The organism is Streptomyces sp. NPDC001868, assembly GCF_040297125.1.
In the GTDB taxonomy this organism is placed as follows: Bacteria; Actinomycetota; Actinomycetes; order Streptomycetales; family Streptomycetaceae; genus Streptomyces.
In genome coordinates, this window is sequence record NZ_JBEOYO010000005.1 from 299,933 (window position 1) to 317,433 (window position 17,501).

Consider the following 17,501-nt stretch of genomic DNA (forward strand, 5'->3'; position numbering starts at 1 on the left):
AGGTTCGGCTTGGCGATCGTTGCTATCGTCGCCGGGTGACCCTCGACGATCTCCGTGTCTTCGTCGCCGTGTGCCGGGCCGGGAGCCTCAGCGCGGTGGCCCGTGAGCTGGGCTGCACCCAGTCGGCGGTGAGCCAGCACGTACGGCGGCTGGAGCGGGAGGTCGGGGTCGGGCTGGTGGAGCGGCAGGCCCGCGGGGTCGTGCCCACCCGGGCCGGGCGGGTGCTCCAGGAGGCGGCGGCCGAGGGCATCACCGGGCTCGACCTCGCGCTGCGCAGGCTGGCCGAGATGGTGCGCGGCGACGGCGGGGTCGTACGGATCGCCACCGGCGGCACGACCGTGCGGCACTTCATGGCACAGGGCATCGTCGACTTCCGGCGCTCCTACCCGGACGTGGGCCTGGAGTTCCAGACCGTACGGTCGAGCGCGGGCTGCTGCGACGCGCTGGCCGACCCGACCCGGGACCTCGACCTGTCGTGGCTGACCCTCGGGCCCGCCGTCCGGGGCATCGAACAGCGGGCCGTGGCGGAGCTGCCCTGGGTGCTCGCCGTACGCGCCGACGACGAACTCGCCGGGCGGGAACGGGTCGAGGGGCACGAGCTGGACGGGATGCGGCTCATCGGACTGCCGGAGAACTCCACCTCGTACGCCCATCTCGACGCCGCCTACCGCGCGTTGGGCATCACAGCCGGCCCCTCCGGCGCCGGTGTCGCCGACTGGGACACCGCGATCCTCCTCGCCGAACTCGGCGTCGGCCACGCCGTCGTCCCCGCGCTCCCGGGCTGGACCGGCCCCGGCCACCCCGGGCTGCGTTTCGTCCCGGTCCCCGATCTGCCTCCGCTCACCGTCGGTTGGGCCGTACGGCGCTGGGAGGCGCTGTCACCGCCGGCCCGCGCCTTCGCCGACACGGTGGCCCGGCACGCGGTGCGGGTGGGGGGTGGGGTGCGGGCGGTCTCGGGGTGACGGGCGGGAGACCTGGGGGCGCTTCCGGGTTTCGGGGTGGCTTAGAAGTCACGCGGAGGGACTTCGAGGCCTCGTGGTTCTTTCGTCGGGTCAGTGGCCCGCCTTGCGCAGTTCCTCCACCAGCTCGGCCGCGACCGGTGTCGGTACGCCGTGGCGTTCCGCCGCGCGGAGCAACGCGCCGCCGATCGCGTCCAGTTCGAGGGGGCGGCCGGCCTCCGCGTCGCGTTGCATGGAGGACTTGGTGGCGGGTGGGAAGGCGTCGTAGCGGTGCAGGGTCTCGGCCGGGTCCACGGGGGCGCCGGCCGCCGTGGCGACAGCCGCCGTCTCCTCGACCAGGGCGGTCAGTTGCTCACGGTGGTGGGTGCGGATCTCGCCCAGGGGCAGGCCGTGACGGGTCGTCAGCAGGGCGAACGGGGCCAGGAACGACATCTTCGCCCACAGCACCGCCGTCTCGTCCGGCAGGACGCGGGTGCCCACGCCGGACCATTCCAGGGCCCCGGCAAGCGAGTTGAGGCGCTCCCGTGGGGCCGTGTCGCCGGTCAGGTCGACCTCCGCGAAGGGGCTGCCGTGTTCGATGACGCCCGGGGCGACGCGGGTCGACTCCACGCGGATGGTGGCGGGGGCGACGGGGACGGTGTCGCCGTAGTGGGCGCGGAGGGCCGCCGGGTGCTCGACGCCGTTCAGGAACGGGACGAGCAGGGTGCCGGGGGTCAGGGCGGTCGGGGGGAGGCGGTCCAGGGCTGCCGTCAGGGTGGTGTGCTTCACGGCGATCAGGGCGGCGTCGACCGGTTCCTGGAGGGTGGGTGCGGTTTCGACGCGGGCGGTGAAGTCGCCGAAGCGGGGGCTGGTGACCTGGATGCCGTCCTTCGCCAGGGTCTGTGCGGTGGCCTCGCCGGCCAGGCAGATCACTCGGTTTCCGGCGCGGGACAGGAGGGCGGCGAGGAGGCCGCCCACGCCGCCGGGGCCCAGGATCGCCACCGTGAGCCGTTCGTTCGTCATGGTCCCCTCGTTTCTGCCGGGTGGGTCGGGCCAGGCCTGGTGATGATCACGCGGAGTGGAGGGTGGAGTCAATCCTCGGGGGAACTTGCTGATGTCCAAGGTGACACTTGGGGGTGCGTGGGGGTGTTGGGGGGTGGCGGGGGCCGGCCGGCCTTCTGCCTGGTCCTCTGGGCGGTCTTCTGGTTGTCCTGGGGGCTGGGGTTGTGGGGGTGGACGCGGGAGACTGGGGGCATGTGCCGCAGTATCAAGACTCTTCGACCGCCTGTCCTTCCTGAAGAGGCCACGGAGGAGGACGTTCGGGCCGCCGCGCTTCAGTACGTTCGTAAGGTGTCCGGGTTCCGTGCGCCCGCCGCGCACAATCGTGAGGTTTTCGATCGTGCGGTGGATGTGATCGCGGAGGCTACGGCGGAGTTGTTGGCGGGGTTGGAGGTACGGGGCGCTCCGCGGCGGGCCGGGTAGTTTCCTCGCCCCCGCCGCCCCTACCCGTCCCATCCCCCAGGGGCGCTGCCCCTTCGACCCCGTGGGGTGGTTTGGGGTGGGTGGGGTGTCGGGATGGGTGGTCGCTTGGGTGGGTGGGTTGTTCGGGGGTGGGGGGTGTCTGGGGTGCGTGGGTGGGTGCGGGTTCGGTGGGGCTTCTCGCGCAGTTCCCCGCGCCCCTAAAAGATCAGGCCCTTGCGGGCCTGAAAAGACCACGGCCGCAGGGTCTGAAAAGCGGCGGGGCTGCGGGTCTGAGAGGGGGCGGGGCTGCGGGGTGAGAAGCGCGGGGCGCAGCCCCGGCTTTTCAGGGGCGCGGGGAACTGCGCGAGCAACCACGACGCACCCGCACCCGCCGACGAAACCCGTACCGCCGAGTTCTCCCGCGCCCGGAGTCAGCTGCTGGCGCGAGGCGGCCGCATGAAGTACGCCGCTGCCGCTCCCGCGCCGAAGAGGGCTGCCAGAGAGACGGCCGTGGCGAGCCAGGTCGGGCCGAGCCACTGCGCGCCGAGGTAGCCGAGGGCGACGCTGTAGGCGGCCCAGGTGAGGCCGGCGACGGCGGACCAGGGGAGGAAGTCGCGGGCGCGACGGCGGGCGGCGCCGGCGCCGAGGGAGACCACGGAGCGGCCGGCGGGGGCGAAGCGGGCGACGACGACCAGGAAGCCGCCCCCCTTCGCGAGCGCGGCGCCGAGACGTTCCTGCGCGGTGGTCAGGCGCCGGGATCGGGCGATGGCGCGGTCGAGCCGGGCGCTGCCCCGCCAGGCCAGCCGGTACGCCACCAGGTCACCGAGCACGGACGCGGTCGCCGCCGAGAGCATCAGTACGAGGATGTCGGGGACCTCGCGGGCCATCGCGCCCGCCGCCGTCTCCGCCGCTGCCGCCGTGGCCACCGCGACGACCAGGACACCGCTCGGGAGCACGGGAAGGAACACGTCCAGCACGATGGACACGCCCACGACGGCGTAGATCCATGGGCCGGCGGCCAGCCAACCCAGACTCTCAAGCACCGAGCACTCTCCTGTTTTCCCCCGACAGCACGGCAACCCGTGCCAGCCGAACAGCGTACGCCCCGGGTATGACAGACGGCCCACAGGGGCTCATGTGTCTGTCACACCGAGTTCATTCGGGAGAGTGGGTGAGGCCGCCGGGGGCGAGTCGTGTCCCCGGCGGCCTCGGTTGCCGCGTCAGTAGGTCAGGCCGCCACAGGGGACTTGTTCGTCGCCGTCTCGTCCGCCGACGCCGACTGGCGCTTGGCGAAGAGCTGGTCGAGGCCGAGTGCGCCGGAACCGGTGAAGATCAGCAGGAACATGGCCCAGCAGTAGAGGGCCGCGCTCTCGCCGCCGTTCTCGGCCGGCCACAGGGCCTGCGGCTGGTGGACCTTGAAGTACGCGTAGGCCATGGCGCCCGAGGCGACGAACGCCGCTGCGCGGGTGCCGAGGCCGAGGATGACCAGGGAGCCGCCGACGAGTTCGATGACGGCCGCGTACCAGCCGGGCCAGGTGCCGGCGGCGACGGTGCCGCCCTGTCCGTCGGCGCCGCCCAGCAGGCCGAAGAGCTTCTGGGCGCCGTGGCAGACGAAGAGCAGGCCGATGACGATGCGGAACAGTCCGAGGGCGTATGGCTGGGCGCTGTTGAGGCGTCCGGTCATGGTGGGGGACTCCTTCGGTAGTGACCCGGTCCTTGTGGGACCGGTGGGGACGGTTATTACCGGTGAGTCACCCACGTTAGGCAGGCCTAATCGATGCTTGCAAGTTCAACATCTGGCCAGCTCTTTACCCGCTCTTGAGGGGTCTTTTCGCATGTCGTCGCACGTAGAACCGCTCGCGCCACGGCATCCGCGTCCGAAAGCGTGACCGAATCCACCCCCGGTCGGGCGCCCGCCGCCGTCACCCAGTGCACCCCCTCCGTGGGCACCCCGAACGCGAACCGCCGTTCGTGCGCGGCTCCTTGACGGTCGATCAGACGATACGGCCGCGGTGTTACGTCCAGCCCTCCCGTTTCGTAACCATCCACCCGGTGCGGGCGGCACCCTCCCGTCCTCAGCAGTCCGGCGAGCAACTCGTCGGCGGTCCTGCGCAGCTCCGGCTCGGGGAGGCGGGCCTCGACCACCGTCGTCACCCGGACCTCCGAGCCCGGCACGTCGGGCGAACGGGCCAGCCAGGCATCGTCCCCCGGCCGTACCTCAAGTCGCGGGCCGAGCACGGTCAGTACGCCCGCCTCGATCAGCGCCGACATCTCCTCGATACGGCTGCGGGGCGGGCCGATCGACAGGAACGCGTTCAGCGGCGTGTACCAGCGGTCCAGATGCTCCCGGCGCGACGCGCCCGCCAGCCCGCCGTGGTCCACGATCAGCCGCAGCTCGTTCCGCAGATCCCGCAGCACGTCCAGCGCGGCCTTCGCCGGCCCGTCGACGTTCCCGAGCGCCGCCTGCGCCGCGTCCTCCCGCAGATACTCCAGCAGCCACTCCCGCCACTCCTCCGTGTCCGCGAACTCCCGTCCCGTATACGGCCGGGACACCCGGTCCCACGACCACCGGTCCGCCGCCGCCACCCCGAACTCGTCGAGAACGGCGGCCTCTTGGGGGGAACGGTGGGGCGCGGAGAGGAAACGGTCACGGAAGGGGGTGGGGAAGGAGGCGGGGGAGGAGGTGGGGAGCCTCGCGCCGTCGAAGAGGTCGCGGTGGTCGCTGCGGTCGTGGCGGTCGTGGCGGTCGTGGCGGTCGCGCGTCGGCTTTCCCAATATCCCTTCGTAGTAGACCGTTTCGACCTCCTTCGCCACCAACGGCCATATCTCCGAGAGGAAATCGGGCGCCTCGCCGGAGTCCGCGCGTTTGCGGAAGGCCGCGATGACCTCGGGGGTCAGGACGAGCGGGGTGTGGCGACCGTAGGGGCCCTTGGCGTTGTCGCCGCGTGCCTGGTACGGGACGCCGCGCCGGGAGCCGGCGTACAGGCGGGGCTCGTGGCCGGAGGCGATGTACCGCAGGCCGGGCTTCTTCCCGGCGTGCTCGGTGTGCTCGTCGTGTACGAAGCGTCCGCCCCGGCCGGTCGTCAACAGGGCCATGTGGTCGAAGAAGTTGAGGCCGAGGCCGCGCAGGAGGACGGGTTCGCCGGGGGCGACGGGCGAGAGGTCGAGGTCGGCCGGGTTGGCGGGCGGGAAGTGGCGCAGGCCGTGACGGGCGGCGTACGCGGTCAGGTCGCGTTCGGGCCGGTCCGGGACGGTGGGCAGATGGCCCTGGGCGAGGACCACGGCGGCGAGGCCGGTGAGGACGCGGCCGGTGGCGAGGGTGAGCCGCTGGCGGCCGTCGGGGGCGTCGTCTAGGCGGACCGCGCGGGTGCGGTGGACCTCGACCCGGATCCCGGGCGGCGCGCAGCGCACCACCTCGGCGAAGACCCACTCCAGATAGCGGCCGTACTGGGCCCGGGTCGGATAGTCGTCGGGCCCCAACCCCGGCGGCCTGCCCGGCTGTCCCGGTCCCGCTTCCCCGGCCGCCCACTCGTACAGGCTCGGGCCCGGGCGTATCGGACCCGAGCAGTCCACACTGTCGTCGGTGAACAGCGTGACCTGGGAGGCCACCGTGTTCATCAGCAGGTGGGGGGACTGGGCGGTGCGCCAGACCTGGCCCGGGCCCGGCGGCGCGGGATCGACGACGTGGACGGTCAGCCGGGTGCCGGGGCGGAGCAGTTCGGGGGCCGAGGCGCAGAGGCGTTCCAGGACGCTGGTGCCGCGCGGGCCGGCGCCGACGAGAGCGATGCACACGTCACTGCCGTTGTCACTGCCGATGTCACTGATCCCTGGAAAATCGGACAAGGGGGTAACTCCCGTGCGTGTGGGGCGCATCGTGGGGTGCGGCGCGGCGGACCGCCCGCCGGGAAGCGGACGGTCCGCCTCATCATGCCGCCGTACGTCATGGGAACGGAGCCCTGGAACCCATCAGGCGCACCAGGTGTGGGATGCCTCACGAGCATCTCGGACAACAGGGGGAACAACCGGGCGCAATGGGTGGATTAAGGGGTGAGTACCGACTCCGACGTCGTCTCCAGTCGTGCCTTGCCGCCCCGCCGGGCCCGCGCGCGGTCGAGCCGCAGCCGTGCCGAACGGCCGTGCAGCGTCAGCGTCATGAGGTGGTTGCCGAACCACGGGCCGCCCGTCCGGCGCCAGTCGATCGACGGCCGCTCACCCCGCCCGTGCCGCCCGAACCACCGGCCGAGCGCCCGCCCCGTCCCGCTCCAGCCGAAGCGGAAGCCGAGCCTTATCGAGAGGGGGATGGAGTTGTGCACGGGGGAGCAGGTGAGCTGGAGCACGCGGGCGTCGGGAGCGCCGGGAGCGCCGGGCGTACCGGCGGTACCGGGGGTGGGCCACGTCGGTTCGGCGATGTACGCGTGGTGCACGTCGCCGGAGAGGACGAGGACGGTCGCCGGGGCGTCCGGGCCCGAGCCCACCTCCGCGACGAGCCGTGTCAGGGCCTCGAAGGAGGCGGGGAAGGCCGCCCAGTGCTCCAGATCGGCGCCCTGGCGCAGCTTCTCCCCGAACCGCGCCCAGCGGTCCCCGCGCTCGCCCCGGCACAGGGCGGCGCTCCAGGACTCGGCGTCGTGCACGAGGTGCGGCAGCAGCCAGGGCAGAGAGGTGCCGATGAGCAGATGGTCGTACGAGCCGGGCGCGTCCAGGGCCTCGCTGCGCAGCCACTCGGCCTCGCCGGGGTTCAGCATCGAGCGGTTCCCCTCCTCGAGGACGCGCGCGGCGCGGGAGTCGAGCATCAGGACGCGGACGCGCCCGAAGTCCCGCCGGTAGCTCCAGCGGACCGAGGCCGGGTCCTGGTCGGCCCGGGAGGCGTGGGCGCGCAGCGCGTCCGTACCGTCCGGGGTGGCGCGTACGGCGGCGTGGACCGGGTCGGCGGCCAACTCGGCGGGGGAGAGGTTGCCGAGGTGCTGGTGGACCCAGTACGACATCAGGCCGCTCAGGATGCGCTCGCGCCACCAGGGGGTGGCCCGCATCCCGGTGAGCCAGGCCTCGCTGGTGTTCCAGTCGTCGATGACGTCGTGGTCGTCGAAGATCATGCAGCTGGGGACCGTGGAGAGCAGCCAGCGGATCTCGGGGTCGAGCCAGGACTCGTAGTAGAGGTGGGTGTACTCCTCGTAGTCCGCCACCTGCTCGCCCGGCGGGTCCGCCAGGTTCCGGCGGGCCGCGAGCCAGGCGCCGGTGGCCTTGGAGGTCTCGTCCGCGTAGACCTGGTCGCCCAGCAGGAGGAGCACGTCGGGGCGCTCGGTGCCAGGTTCGGTGGCGAGGCGGGCCGCCAGGGTGTCCAGGGCGTCCGGGCCCACCGGGTCCGGCTCCCCGGCGGGCGGCGCGGCCCAGCGGCAGGAGCCGAAGGCGACCCGGACGGTGTCCCCCTCGGCCGGGGTGCGGATCTCGGAGGGCGGGAAGGGGGAGTCGGGCAGCGGCCACACGGGCGCGCCGTCGAGGAGCACCTCGTACGCCGAGGCCGTGCCCGGGGTGAGGCCCGTCACCGGGACCAGCGCGTAGTGGTGGCCGGCGATCTGGAAGGTACGGGCCTCGCCGCGCCCGCCGCCGGCGCAGCGCACCTCGGCGACGCAGGGGCGGCTCGCCTCGACCCATACGGTCGCGGACGAGCCGTCCACATATCTCAGCAGTGGTCCCAGGCGCAGCCCCGTCATCAGCGATCACTCTCCTCCGTCGCCCCGTACGGTACGGAACGACGGAGGGGAACGGGGAGGTTCCGGGCCACTTTCTTGTGAGCGTGTCAGCAGTTCGCGAGGTAGCTGGTGAGCGCGCTCTTCTCGGCGGAGTCGACGGAGAGGTCGTAGTAGTACTTCACCTGGACCCAGGCGCGGACGTACGTGCAGCGGTAGGAGGTGACCGAGGGCATCCACTCGGCCGGGTCCTGGTCGCTCTTCGACTGGTTCACGTTGTCCGTGACGGCGATGAGCTGCGGGCGGGTCAGGTCGTTGGCGAACGCCTGGCGGGTGGCGCTGCTCCAGCTGTCGGCGCCGGAGTCCCAGGCCTCGGCCAGCGGCACCAGGTGGTCGATGTCCAGGTCGGCGGCGGCGGTCCAGGTGGCGCCGTCGTACGGGGAGTACCAGGAGCCGCTGGTGGCGGCGCAGGCGGAGCTGGTGACGACGTTCGTACCGTCGCGCTTGAGGACCGTCTCGCGGGTGTTGCAGGTGCCGCTGATGGTGATCCAGTGGTTGAACAGGTCCCGGTTGTACCCGGTGCGGTCCTCGGTCGCCACGGTCAGGCTGGCGAGGTAGGTGCGGGCGGTGGCGGCGCTGACCGGGGTCGGCAGCGCGGCGGAGGCGGTCGGAGCGTTGAAGAGCGCGACGGAGGCTATCAATCCGCTGAGCGCGGTGAGTATGCTGAGCCGTCGACGCGCGTAGAACCTGCGCATGGGAACTCCTTGTGGGGCCGGGGGTGTGGGGCGCGAGCGATTGAAGGGTCGCGTCGCTGTGTTACCGGCGGATGTGCGTCCGGTGAGAAGCTAGTGACGTGTGCATGACACGACAAGGGGTGTGGTCGTGATTGTGGCCGGGCGCCTGTGGGGGTGGGGTGTCTGGGGTGTCTGGGGTGCGGTGTCGGGTGCGGGCCGGTGGGGCTTCTCGCGCAGTTCCCCGCGCCCCTGAAAGATTCAGGCCCCTGCGGGCCTGAAAAGACCACGGCCCCGCCGGCCTGAAGAGCGGCGGGGCTGCGGGCCTGAAAGGTGCCGGGGCTGCGGGTTGAAAAGCACGGGGCGCAGCCCCTGCTTTTCAGGGGCGCGGGGAACTGCGCGAGAAGCCCCACCGGGCCCGCGGCCGCCAGTGGACCCGCACCCCCACCCCCTGACGCGCCCGGCGTACCATGGACCCCGCAGAAGGGGAGTAGCTCTTCGCCGGACCGTCGACATACTGCTCAGCTCGTCTGAGCCGGCGCCCGGAGGCGGGTCCCGTGGGTCGGGGCCGCGCCAGCGAGACCTTCGGCAAGCAGTGCACCGCCCGTGCCGCCCGGCACGGACGCACCGTGTGCTGCCGTGCCGAGGTGTCGCGTCAGCGGATGATTTCTCTCGGTGGGGCGGCCCGACCGATTGAGGAACCTTGATCAGCTTCAGTGTCACGGCGCTAGTCTTCGGCGTCGTCTTCCTCGCCGAACTCCCCGACAAGACCGCCCTCGCCGGCCTCGTCCTCGGCACCCGCTACCGCGCCTCGTACGTCTTCGCCGGTGTCGCCGCCGCCTTCGCCGTACACGTCGCGCTCGCCGTGGCGGCGGGCAGTGTCCTCACCCTGCTGCCGCAGCAGATCGTGCACGCGCTGACGGGCGTGCTGTTCCTGGGTGGCGCGGCGGTGCTGCTGATGAAGAAGGGGGAGGACGAGGAGGAGGTCCGGCGGCCCGAGAACCAGAGCTTCTGGAAGGTCTCGGGGGCGGGGTTCATGCTCATCCTGGTCGCCGAGTTCGGTGACCTGACCCAGGTCATGACGGCGAACCTCGCCGCCCGGTACGACGACCCGCTCTCCGTCGGGCTCGGGGCGGTCCTCGCCCTGTGGGCCGTCGCCGGGCTCGGCATCGTCGGCGGCAAGGCGCTGATGAAGCGGGTGCCGCTGAAGCTGATCACCCAGGTCGCCGCCGTGCTGATGGTCGGGCTCGGTGTGTGGAGTCTGTGGGAGGCCGTGGCGGGATGAGTGAGGGGGTGGCGGGGAACCCCGTTTGTTTTGTACCGTGGAGGAACAAAGTGGCTCCCGCCCGCACTCCCTGACCGGTGGGCGGGGCCGCCTTGTCCCTCAGGGCCGCCTCGGGCCGGGTCCGACCGTCCGCGGCCCCGTACTTTCCCGCGTTCTTTCCGTGTTTCCCGCCGCGGTTTCACCGTGTTTCTCACCGCGTTTCCTTTCGCGCCTTGGAGCTGCTGATGACGGCCACCACCGTTCTGACCGCCCGCGCCCTCCTGCTGGACATGGACGGCACCCTCGTCAACTCGGACGCGGCCGTCGAACGCGTCTGGCGGCGCTGGGCCGAGCGGCACGGGCTGGACGGCACCGAGATCATGAAGGTGGTGCACGGCCGCCAGGGGTACGCCACGATGGCCGTACTCCTGCCCGACCGGCCCATGGAGCAGAACCTCGCGGACAACGTGCGGATGCTGGCCGAGGAGACCGCCGACGTCGACGGCGTCGTCCCGATCCCCGGCGCGCCGGAGTTCCTCGCCTCCCTCGTCGCCGGCGGTGTGCCGCACGCCCTCGTGACCTCGGCGGACGTCGCGCTGTCCACGGCACGCATGGCCGCCGCCGGGCTGGCGCTGCCCGAGCTGCGCGTCACCGCCGAGTCGGTCGGCGCGAGCAAGCCGGACCCCGAGGGCTTTCTGAAGGGCGCCGCCGAACTGGGCATCGCCCCCGAGGACTGCGTCGTCTTCGAGGACTCCGAGGCGGGGATCGCGGCCGGGCGCGCCGCGGGGATGCGGGTCGTCGGCATCGGCGAGCGCGCGCGGGCCCACGGCCCGGACGTGGTGGTGCCCGACCTGACATCCGTACGGGTCGAGCCGGCCGAGGACGGGACGATCCGGCTGTACGTGGGCGGTTGACGACGGGAGACGGCGGAGGTGAGGGCCGGGGGGCCATTCGGTCGCTCTCTCGCCCCACGGTGGGCCCCCTGATGCCGATGCGCCCCCGCCCGGTCGCGGTCGCGCGGTTGTCGGGCGGGGGCGACGGGGTTCCCGAACGGGGGGCGTCAGGCCTCGGTCTTCGGGCCCGTCTGCTGGACGACTTCGAAGGACCAGAGGGTCGAGTCGGAGGCGGCCGGCTTCGGGCGCTCGCCGCCGCCCTGGTGGGCCTGCTTCATGGGGCCCTCCATCCACGCCTGGAAGGACGCCTCGTCACGCCAGCGGGTGTAGACGAGGTAGTTGTCGGTGCCGTCGACGGGACGGAGGAGTTCGAACCACTCGAAGCCGTCGGAGTTCTCGACCACCCCGGCGCGGGACGCGAACCGCTTCTCCAGCACCTCGCGCTGCTCCACGGGAACCGTGAGGACATTGATCTTTACCACGCTGGGCACATGACACCTCTCAGCAAGGAGGGCGCCGCGTGGCGCCCCGACCTGGACGACGTGCGAGCAGTCTCCTACACCCACGACACGCACGACATCCGCCGCGTCCGCCGCGGCCGCTGCGTCCACGGACGATCGAAGTCGTCTTGGTGACCCTGATGGTGTATTCGGCGCAGGCCACCGTCACGTAGCGCGCTCGGCCGGACGGCCCTCGCCGCCAGGGGCGACCGCTCCTTCGTGCCGCGGCGCGAAGGGGCGGTCCGTCACGGTTCCTTGGTCTGGGACTCCAGCCGCTCCCGCGTCACCGGGCCGTAGACGCCCGGCTCCTCCTCCTTCGCCGTGATGCCGCGGTCCTTCTGGTAGCGGCGGACGGCCTGTTCGACCTGGCTGTCGAAGCTCTCGTCGATGTCGCCCTCGTAGTAGCCCAACTCGCCCAGCCGGAGCTGTAGTTCGGTGACCTCGGGGTCGTCGTCGCCGAGGCGCAGCGTCTGGGGCGGCACGAGCCGGCTGTTGTCCGCCTCGTCCGTGTCGTCCGCGTCGGCGGCCGACGAACCGGTGGAGGCACTGGCGCTGGGCGCGCTCTGCGTGGGGTCGGCCGAGGCGGACGCCGACGGCGAGCCCGACGACTGGGACGGCGAGGGAGAAGGGGACGCGCTCTTCGTGGGGCGCGGCGACGAGGCGCCACCACCGCCCGGGGGCGCCGGCGCGGGCTCCCCGCCCCCGCCCTGCCCGGACCGCTCCACCGGTGACGCCTCCCCGTCCGGCGAGGTGTCCGGCGCGCTCGCCCGCAGGTCGTCCGGCAGCGCGCGGTCCCGCTCGGGGGCGTCGTACGAGAACAGCCCGCTCGCGATCCCGGCGGCGGCCATCACCCCCGCGACGGCGGTTCCGGCGAGGGCGACGACGAGCCCCGTACGGCGGCGCCGACGACGCCGACGTCCGGAGTGCTCCGCCGAGGGCGCCGCGCCGGTTCCGGCCCCGCCCCCGTCACGCTCCCCGGCGCCCCGGTCGAACATCCAGGTGTCCGTCCCGCTCGTCGTGCCCGTCCCGGTCGCGGTGGTCGCCGTGGTCGCCGTGGTCATCGGCATGGCGATCGTCGAAGCCCGGTCGGGCGCCGGTGTACGGGGGTCCGGGTCGCCGCCCAGCTCCACATAGGGCCGTATCCGGAGGGGGTCGAAGTCCTCCGCGGCCGCCGCCTCGGCCGTACGGGCTTCGAGCAGGGCCTCGGACGCGCGGCGGCCGCACGCGCAGGACGGTGTGCCGTCCGAGGCCCGGGGTGTGGAGCATTCCGGGCATATGTGACTGGTCGGTTCACTCACGTGTCGTTCCTCCCCGCGAAGACTCCAGAGTTTAAGCAAATGGCCGTCACAGAATCTCCCAGGCGCCCCGGGAACCACAGGTTCCGGATCAGCTCGACAGGCCATAACCGGTCACACCGATCACGATGGGATGGACACGGAGAAAGAGGAGGAGACTGGGGACGCCGTACGAGGTCCTCGGGCCCTCGGGAGGTCTGCATGACCGACGAAACCGACCACGCCGCCGACACCGGCCCCACCGGCCCCACCGGCGACGACACCGCCGCGCGCACGCCCCCGTCCGGCCCCCGTGGTCACGGCGTGCCCGTCGACGAGGGCGTGCCCGGGGGTGTGATGGTCTCCATCGGGGCCCTGCTGCTGGGGATGCTGCTCGCGGCACTCGACCAGACCATCGTGTCGACGGCGCTGCCGACGATCGTGAGCGACCTCGGCGGACTGGAACACCTGTCGTGGGTGGTCACGGCGTACATGCTGGCCGCGACGGCGGCGACCCCGCTGTGGGGGAAGCTCGGCGACCAGTACGGCCGCAAGCGGCTGTTCCAGACGGCGATCGTGATTTTTCTCATCGGGTCGGCACTGTGCGGAATGGCGCAGGACATGCCCCAGTTGATCGGGTTCCGCGCGCTGCAGGGCCTCGGCGGCGGCGGGTTGATGGTCCTGTCGATGGCGATCGTCGGGGATCTCGTCCCGCCGCGTGAACGCGGGCGCTACCAGGGGCTGTTCGGCGGGGTCTTCGGCGCGACGAGTGTGCTCGGGCCGCTGCTCGGCGGGCTGTTCACCGAGCATCTGAGCTGGCGCTGGGTGTTCTACGTCAACCTGCCGGTCGGAGCGGTGGCGTTGCTCGTCATCGCCGCCGTGCTGCGCATCCCGCGCAAGGCCGAACGGCATGTCATCGACTACCTCGGCACCTTCCTCATCGCCTCCGTGGCCACCTGTCTGGTCCTGGTCGCCTCCCTCGGCGGCACCACCTGGGACTGGAACTCGCCGCAGATCATCGGCCTTTCCGTACTCGCCGTCCTGCTCGTCGTCGTCTTCGTGGCCGTCGAGCGGCGGGCCGCCGAACCCGTCCTGCCCCTCAAGCTGTTCCGCGTCCGCACCTTCACCCTCTCGGCCGTGATCAGCTTCGTCGTCGGCTTCGCGATGTTCGGCGCGATGACCTATCTGCCGACGTTCCTCCAGGTCGTGCACGGGATCTCGCCGACCATGTCCGGTGTGCACATGCTGCCGATGGTGTTCGGGCTGCTGCTCTCCTCGACCGTCTCCGGGCAGATCGTCAGCCGTACGGGCCGCTGGAAGGTGTTCCCCGTCGCCGGGACGGCCGTCACCACGCTCGGCCTGCTGCTCCTGCACCAGCTCGACGCGGACAGCGGCGACGGCGAGATGAGCGCGTACCTCTTCGTCTTCGGACTCGGCCTCGGCCTCGTCATGCAGGTCCTCGTCCTCGTCGTGCAGAACGCCGTCTCGTACGAGGACCTCGGCGTCGCCACCTCCGGCGCGACCTTCTTCCGGTCCATCGGCGCCTCGTTCGGCGTGGCCGTCTTCGGTACGGTCTTCGCCGGGCACCTCGGCGACCGGCTCTCCGACGCCCTCGACGGGGCCCGGCTGCCGGCCGGCGTGAGCGTGGACGGGCTGAAGGCCGACCCGCGCGAGATCGCCGAACTGCCGGCCGCGCTGCGCCCCTCCGTCCTCGACGCGTACGCCTCCTCCATCACCGACGTCTTCGTCTACGCGGCCCCGGTCGCCCTCCTCGGCTTCGTCCTCGCCTGGTTCCTGCGCGAGGACCGGCTGCGGGCCTCCGTGACGGCGCCCGACGCCACCGAGACGCTCGCCAGCAACCCCGTGGAGCGGTCGTCGTACGACGAGGTGTGCCGGGCGCTGTCGGTGCTCGGGTCACGGGAGGGCCGCCGCGAGATCTACCGGAAGATCACCGCACGGGCCGGCTACGACCTGCTGCCCGCCGCGAGCTGGCTGCTGCTGCGTATCCGGCGGTACGGCTGGGCCGAACCCGCCGTGCTCGCGGAGCGCAGCACCGTCCCGCTCGACATCATCATGGCGGCGACCCGGCAGGTCGAGGAGCGCGGCCTCGCCCGCCGCGACGGCATCGACCTCGTCCTCACCGACACCGGCCACGAGGCCGCCGAGCGGCTCGCCAAGGCCCGCGAGGACTCCCTCGCCGAACTCCTCGGCGACTGGTGGGGCCCCGACCGCCCCACCGACCTCGTCCGCCTCGTCGGGGAACTCAACGCCGAGCTGTGCGGCTCGGACGCGGAACGCCCGCACGACGAGCGTGCGATCACCCGCCGGCCGTCGGCCACGACGACCTCCGGTACTCCGCCCACGCCCCCGGCGGCTCCCACGCCCCCTCCGTCCCCTCCGCCCCCTCCGCCTACGTCAGTTTCTTCGTGAACCAGTGCTCCGCGTACGCGTGGTCGTTGTGCGGGGCGCTCTCCTCGTAACCGAGCCGGGTGTACAGCGCGCGGGCCTCGACCAGGTCGCCCCGGGTGTCGAGGACCATCCGGTCGGCGCCGAGCGCGCGGGCCGCGTCCTCGGCCGCCGTCACGAGGAGCGCGGCACCGCCCTTGCCGCGTGCCTCCGCCAGCAGGAAGACCCGCTTCAGCTCGGCCGTCGAGGCGTCCGCCAGCCGCACCCCCGCCGTCCCGACCGGCTCGCCCCCGTACCGCGCCACCAGCAGCACCCCGTCCGGCGGCGCCAGATACTCCCCGGAGTCCGCGGCGACCTCCCGCTCCAGCTCGTCCGGGTCCGTGACCCGCCCCTCGTGCAGCAGATACCAGCGGTCGCTGACCTCCGTGTAGTACGCCCGCCAGAGCGCGGCGGCGACGGGGGAGTCGTGGGGCTCGGCGGCCACGGACCAGGCGGTCGTCGTGCCGGCCGTGTCAGCCGTGCCGGTCAGGTGGGTCATGGGGGTCATGGCGGTCATTGTCGGGAGCGGGGGCCGGGGGGCCGCAAACGAATTACGCCGTCGCCCTCCTCCCACGCGCTTGCCGTTTGAACGAACGGGTTCGGGCAACCCGGTGCGAAACGGCCCGATGGGGCGAGACGCCCGGGCCGAGGACTCTGGAAGGCATTCATGTCCACAGGCTTGATCATCGCTTTGATCGTGATCGTGGCGGCCGTGGTCGTCGTGGCGGCCGTCCTCACCCTGCGTGCCCGTGGGAACGCGGGTGGCGGCGGATCGCTGAAGCGGCGTTTCGGACCCGAGTACGAGCGGACCGTGACCCGCCATGACGGCGACGAGCGGGCCGCCGCCCGGGAACTCGCGGAGCGGGTGAAGCGGCACGGCTCGCTGGAGAAGCTGCCGCTGCCGAGCGCGGAGCGCGAACGCTACGAGTCCCGCTGGGCGGCCGCCCAGGAACGCTTCGTCGACTCGCCACGTGAGGCGGTCGCCGAGGCCGACCGGCTGCTCTCCGAGGTGGCCGGGGCCCGGGGCTTCCCGGACGGCGGCCACTACGAGACCCAGCTGGAGGCGCTCTCCGTCCACCACGCCCACCATGTGCACGGCTACCGCCGGGTGCACCTCGCGGCGCACACCACCGGCGACCCCGGCCGGGGCCGTACGGGCTCCGCGAACGGCACCGCCCCCGGCACCGGTACCGGTACCGAGGAGATGCGCGAGGCCATGATCGAGGCCCGCGCCCTGTTCGAGGACCTGGTGGCACCGGACCGCCGGGACGCGCGCGCGGACCGAGACGGCACCGCGGGCCGCGAGGCCCCGGCCCACCGCGACGGCACGGCGCGACGCGACGAGCGCGACGGTACGGCCGCCGACGGCCGCCACCGGTCCCATCTGCCATGGGCGCTCACCAGGCGCCACGCGAAGGGGAGTTGACGGGGATGACTGACGATACGACGAGGGGCGAGGGTATCCGCGGACGCGGTCCGCGCGAGCCACGGGAGGCCGACGCGAGGCGGGACGGGGTGAAGGGGAGCGGGATCCCGCCGGTCACACGGGCGGCGGACACGACGAGCTCCGCGGGAGCCACGGGCACCCGGGCGACGGTCGTGCCGGGACACGACACCCCGGCGGGCCGCACCGACGGCGGCACCGAGGGCCGTACCGAGGGCCGTACCGACCCCAGGACGGACGGCCTCACCGACGCCCGGACAGGAGGTCGGACCGACGCCAGGACCAGGGCGCCGGGTGTCGGTACGGGCACCGGTCCGGTGGCCCGCGAGGACCATGTCGAGGCGCACGGCACCGGCGGCGGCTCCCGGTCCTCCGGGTCCGCTCTGCTGCCCCACGACGAGTCCGACAAGCTGACGACGCGGTTGCACCACGCGGTCGGCGGGTTCGTCGACGAGCCCCGGTCGGCGGTGGAGGAGGCCGATCACGTCCTCGAAGAGGTCACCGCCCGCTTCACCGACGCGATGACCCAGCGGCGCCGCACCCTCCGCGCCACCTGGCAGACCGGCGAGGGCGACCGTGGTCCCGCCACCGACACCGAACAGCTCCGCCTCGCCCTCCGCGACTACCGGGAGCTGACCGAACGGCTGCTGCGGCTGTAACGCCGCCGGCGGCAACCGACGAGGCCGCGCCCCGGGTCGTGCCCCGGGGCGCGGCCTCATGCCTGGGCGCGGCCTCATACGGGGGCGCGGCAGGCGCCACTTTCGCAACAGGCCCTAGTAGTGCTTGGTCAGGTTCGTTCGTCGGTGGCGTGTCTGTTTGGTCGGGTGTGTCGTTGACCGGGTGTGCTGGGTGGGGAGTTGGCCGCGG

At 72.6% G+C, this 17,501-nt stretch carries 17 protein-coding genes; 8 read left to right on the plus strand and 9 right to left on the minus strand.

The genetic code is table 11. The features are described from left to right. Positions 1-35 precede the first annotated feature (35 nt). Positions 36-962 (plus strand): LysR family transcriptional regulator, encoded by a 927-nt coding sequence (locus tag ABT147_RS09130; protein WP_351403590.1) that lies wholly within the window; start codon positions 36-38, stop codon positions 960-962. A gap of 90 nt (positions 963-1,052) precedes the next feature. On the opposite strand, the gene ABT147_RS09135 is transcribed toward ABT147_RS09130, so the two are convergent. Then, positions 1,053-1,961, minus strand: coding sequence for a ketopantoate reductase family protein (locus ABT147_RS09135; RefSeq protein ID WP_351403591.1), 909 nt, complete (start codon positions 1,959-1,961; stop codon positions 1,053-1,055). Positions 1,962-2,192: 231 nt separating this feature from the next. Between ABT147_RS09135 and ABT147_RS09140 the strand changes: the two genes are divergently transcribed. Further along, positions 2,193-2,420 carry a DUF2277 domain-containing protein gene (locus ABT147_RS09140; RefSeq protein WP_351403592.1) on the plus strand — a complete coding sequence of 76 codons (228 nt, stop codon included), beginning with the start codon at positions 2,193-2,195 and terminating at the stop codon, positions 2,418-2,420. A 410-nt stretch (positions 2,421-2,830) separates the two neighbouring features. On the opposite strand, the gene ABT147_RS09145 is transcribed toward ABT147_RS09140, so the two are convergent. The 5 genes from ABT147_RS09145 to ABT147_RS09165 all read right to left on the minus strand — a co-directional run bounded on the left by ABT147_RS09145 (position 2,831) and on the right by ABT147_RS09165 (position 8,838). Beyond that, positions 2,831-3,442: a DedA family protein gene (locus ABT147_RS09145; RefSeq protein WP_351403593.1), complete on the minus strand. Its 612-nt coding sequence runs from the start codon at positions 3,440-3,442 to the stop codon at positions 2,831-2,833. 185 nt (positions 3,443-3,627) lie between these two features. Beyond that, positions 3,628-4,083 carry a DoxX family protein gene (locus tag ABT147_RS09150; RefSeq protein ID WP_351403594.1) on the minus strand — a complete coding sequence of 152 codons (456 nt, stop codon included), beginning with the start codon at positions 4,081-4,083 and terminating at the stop codon, positions 3,628-3,630. Positions 4,084-4,169: 86 nt separating this feature from the next. Next, positions 4,170-6,272 (minus strand): FAD/NAD(P)-binding protein, encoded by a 2,103-nt coding sequence (locus ABT147_RS09155; protein ID WP_502983054.1) that lies wholly within the window; start codon positions 6,270-6,272, stop codon positions 4,170-4,172. Positions 6,273-6,439: 167 nt separating this feature from the next. Next, positions 6,440-8,107 (minus strand): alkaline phosphatase D family protein, encoded by a 1,668-nt coding sequence (locus tag ABT147_RS09160; RefSeq protein WP_351403597.1) that lies wholly within the window; start codon positions 8,105-8,107, stop codon positions 6,440-6,442. Positions 8,108-8,193: 86 nt separating this feature from the next. Beyond that, entirely contained in the window at positions 8,194-8,838 is a 645-nt protein-coding gene (locus tag ABT147_RS09165; protein WP_351403598.1) for an HNH endonuclease family protein, read from the minus strand. A 679-nt stretch (positions 8,839-9,517) separates the two neighbouring features. On the opposite strand from ABT147_RS09165, the gene ABT147_RS09170 reads away from it, so the two are divergent. Together ABT147_RS09170 and ABT147_RS09175 are read left to right on the plus strand one after the other, a co-directional pair. Then, complete coding sequence (locus ABT147_RS09170) at positions 9,518-10,099, plus strand: TMEM165/GDT1 family protein (RefSeq protein WP_351403599.1); 582 nt, start codon at positions 9,518-9,520, stop codon at positions 10,097-10,099. A gap of 224 nt (positions 10,100-10,323) precedes the next feature. Beyond that, positions 10,324-10,992 (plus strand): HAD-IA family hydrolase, encoded by a 669-nt coding sequence (locus ABT147_RS09175; RefSeq protein ID WP_351403600.1) that lies wholly within the window; start codon positions 10,324-10,326, stop codon positions 10,990-10,992. A 146-nt stretch (positions 10,993-11,138) separates the two neighbouring features. Here the strand turns inward: ABT147_RS09175 and ABT147_RS09180 are convergent, their stop codons facing one another. After that, positions 11,139-11,462 carry an antibiotic biosynthesis monooxygenase family protein gene (locus ABT147_RS09180; RefSeq protein WP_351403601.1) on the minus strand — a complete coding sequence of 108 codons (324 nt, stop codon included), beginning with the start codon at positions 11,460-11,462 and terminating at the stop codon, positions 11,139-11,141. Between ABT147_RS09180 and ABT147_RS09185 the strand changes: the two genes are divergently transcribed. Next, positions 11,463-11,606: a hypothetical protein gene (locus ABT147_RS09185; RefSeq protein WP_351403602.1), complete on the plus strand. Its 144-nt coding sequence runs from the start codon at positions 11,463-11,465 to the stop codon at positions 11,604-11,606. Positions 11,607-11,716: 110 nt separating this feature from the next. Here ABT147_RS09185 and ABT147_RS09190 read toward each other — a convergent pair whose 3' ends face one another. Then, entirely contained in the window at positions 11,717-12,769 is a 1,053-nt protein-coding gene (locus ABT147_RS09190) for a peptidoglycan-binding domain-containing protein (protein ID WP_351403603.1), read from the minus strand. A gap of 198 nt (positions 12,770-12,967) precedes the next feature. On the opposite strand from ABT147_RS09190, the gene ABT147_RS09195 reads away from it, so the two are divergent. Beyond that, positions 12,968-15,175, plus strand: coding sequence for an MDR family MFS transporter (locus tag ABT147_RS09195; RefSeq protein ID WP_502983055.1), 2,208 nt, complete (start codon positions 12,968-12,970; stop codon positions 15,173-15,175). Here ABT147_RS09195 and ABT147_RS09200 read toward each other — a convergent pair. Continuing rightward, positions 15,156-15,689 (minus strand): GNAT family N-acetyltransferase, encoded by a 534-nt coding sequence (locus ABT147_RS09200; protein ID WP_351403636.1) that lies wholly within the window; start codon positions 15,687-15,689, stop codon positions 15,156-15,158. The two genes, ABT147_RS09195 and ABT147_RS09200, sit on opposite strands and share 20 nt — an antisense overlap. Positions 15,690-15,857: 168 nt before the next feature. Between ABT147_RS09200 and ABT147_RS09205 the strand changes: the two genes are divergently transcribed. Both ABT147_RS09205 and ABT147_RS09210 read left to right on the plus strand, forming a co-directional pair. Then, on the plus strand, positions 15,858-16,616 hold the full coding sequence (locus ABT147_RS09205; RefSeq protein WP_351403605.1) for a hypothetical protein: 759 nt from the start codon (positions 15,858-15,860) through the stop codon (positions 16,614-16,616). Between the two features lie 5 nt (positions 16,617-16,621). After that, positions 16,622-17,293: a hypothetical protein gene (locus ABT147_RS09210; RefSeq protein WP_351403606.1), complete on the plus strand. Its 672-nt coding sequence runs from the start codon at positions 16,622-16,624 to the stop codon at positions 17,291-17,293. Positions 17,294-17,501: the final 208 nt, after the last annotated feature.

Excerpts from the sequence above, each read along its gene's own strand:
- ABT147_RS09140 (WP_351403592.1), top strand. The coding sequence starts at position 2,193 with ATGTGCCGCAGTATCAAGACTCTTCGACCGCCTGTCCTTCCTGAAGAG.
- ABT147_RS09160 (WP_351403597.1), bottom strand. The coding sequence starts at position 8,107 with ATGACGGGGCTGCGCCTGGGACCACTGCTGAGATATGTGGACGGCTCG.
- ABT147_RS09150 (WP_351403594.1), bottom strand. The coding sequence starts at position 4,083 with ATGACCGGACGCCTCAACAGCGCCCAGCCATACGCCCTCGGACTGTTC.
- ABT147_RS09155 (WP_502983054.1), bottom strand. The coding sequence starts at position 6,272 with ATGCGCCCCACACGCACGGGAGTTACCCCCTTGTCCGATTTTCCAGGG.
- ABT147_RS09210 (WP_351403606.1), top strand. The coding sequence starts at position 16,622 with ATGACTGACGATACGACGAGGGGCGAGGGTATCCGCGGACGCGGTCCG.
- ABT147_RS09185 (WP_351403602.1), top strand. The coding sequence starts at position 11,463 with ATGACACCTCTCAGCAAGGAGGGCGCCGCGTGGCGCCCCGACCTGGAC.
- ABT147_RS09175 (WP_351403600.1), top strand. The coding sequence starts at position 10,324 with ATGACGGCCACCACCGTTCTGACCGCCCGCGCCCTCCTGCTGGACATG.
- ABT147_RS09195 (WP_502983055.1), top strand. The coding sequence starts at position 12,968 with ATGACCGACGAAACCGACCACGCCGCCGACACCGGCCCCACCGGCCCC.
- ABT147_RS09200 (WP_351403636.1), bottom strand. The coding sequence starts at position 15,689 with ATGACCCACCTGACCGGCACGGCTGACACGGCCGGCACGACGACCGCC.
- ABT147_RS09165 (WP_351403598.1), bottom strand. The coding sequence starts at position 8,838 with ATGCGCAGGTTCTACGCGCGTCGACGGCTCAGCATACTCACCGCGCTC.
- ABT147_RS09135 (WP_351403591.1), bottom strand. The coding sequence starts at position 1,961 with ATGACGAACGAACGGCTCACGGTGGCGATCCTGGGCCCCGGCGGCGTG.
- ABT147_RS09205 (WP_351403605.1), top strand. The coding sequence starts at position 15,858 with ATGTCCACAGGCTTGATCATCGCTTTGATCGTGATCGTGGCGGCCGTG.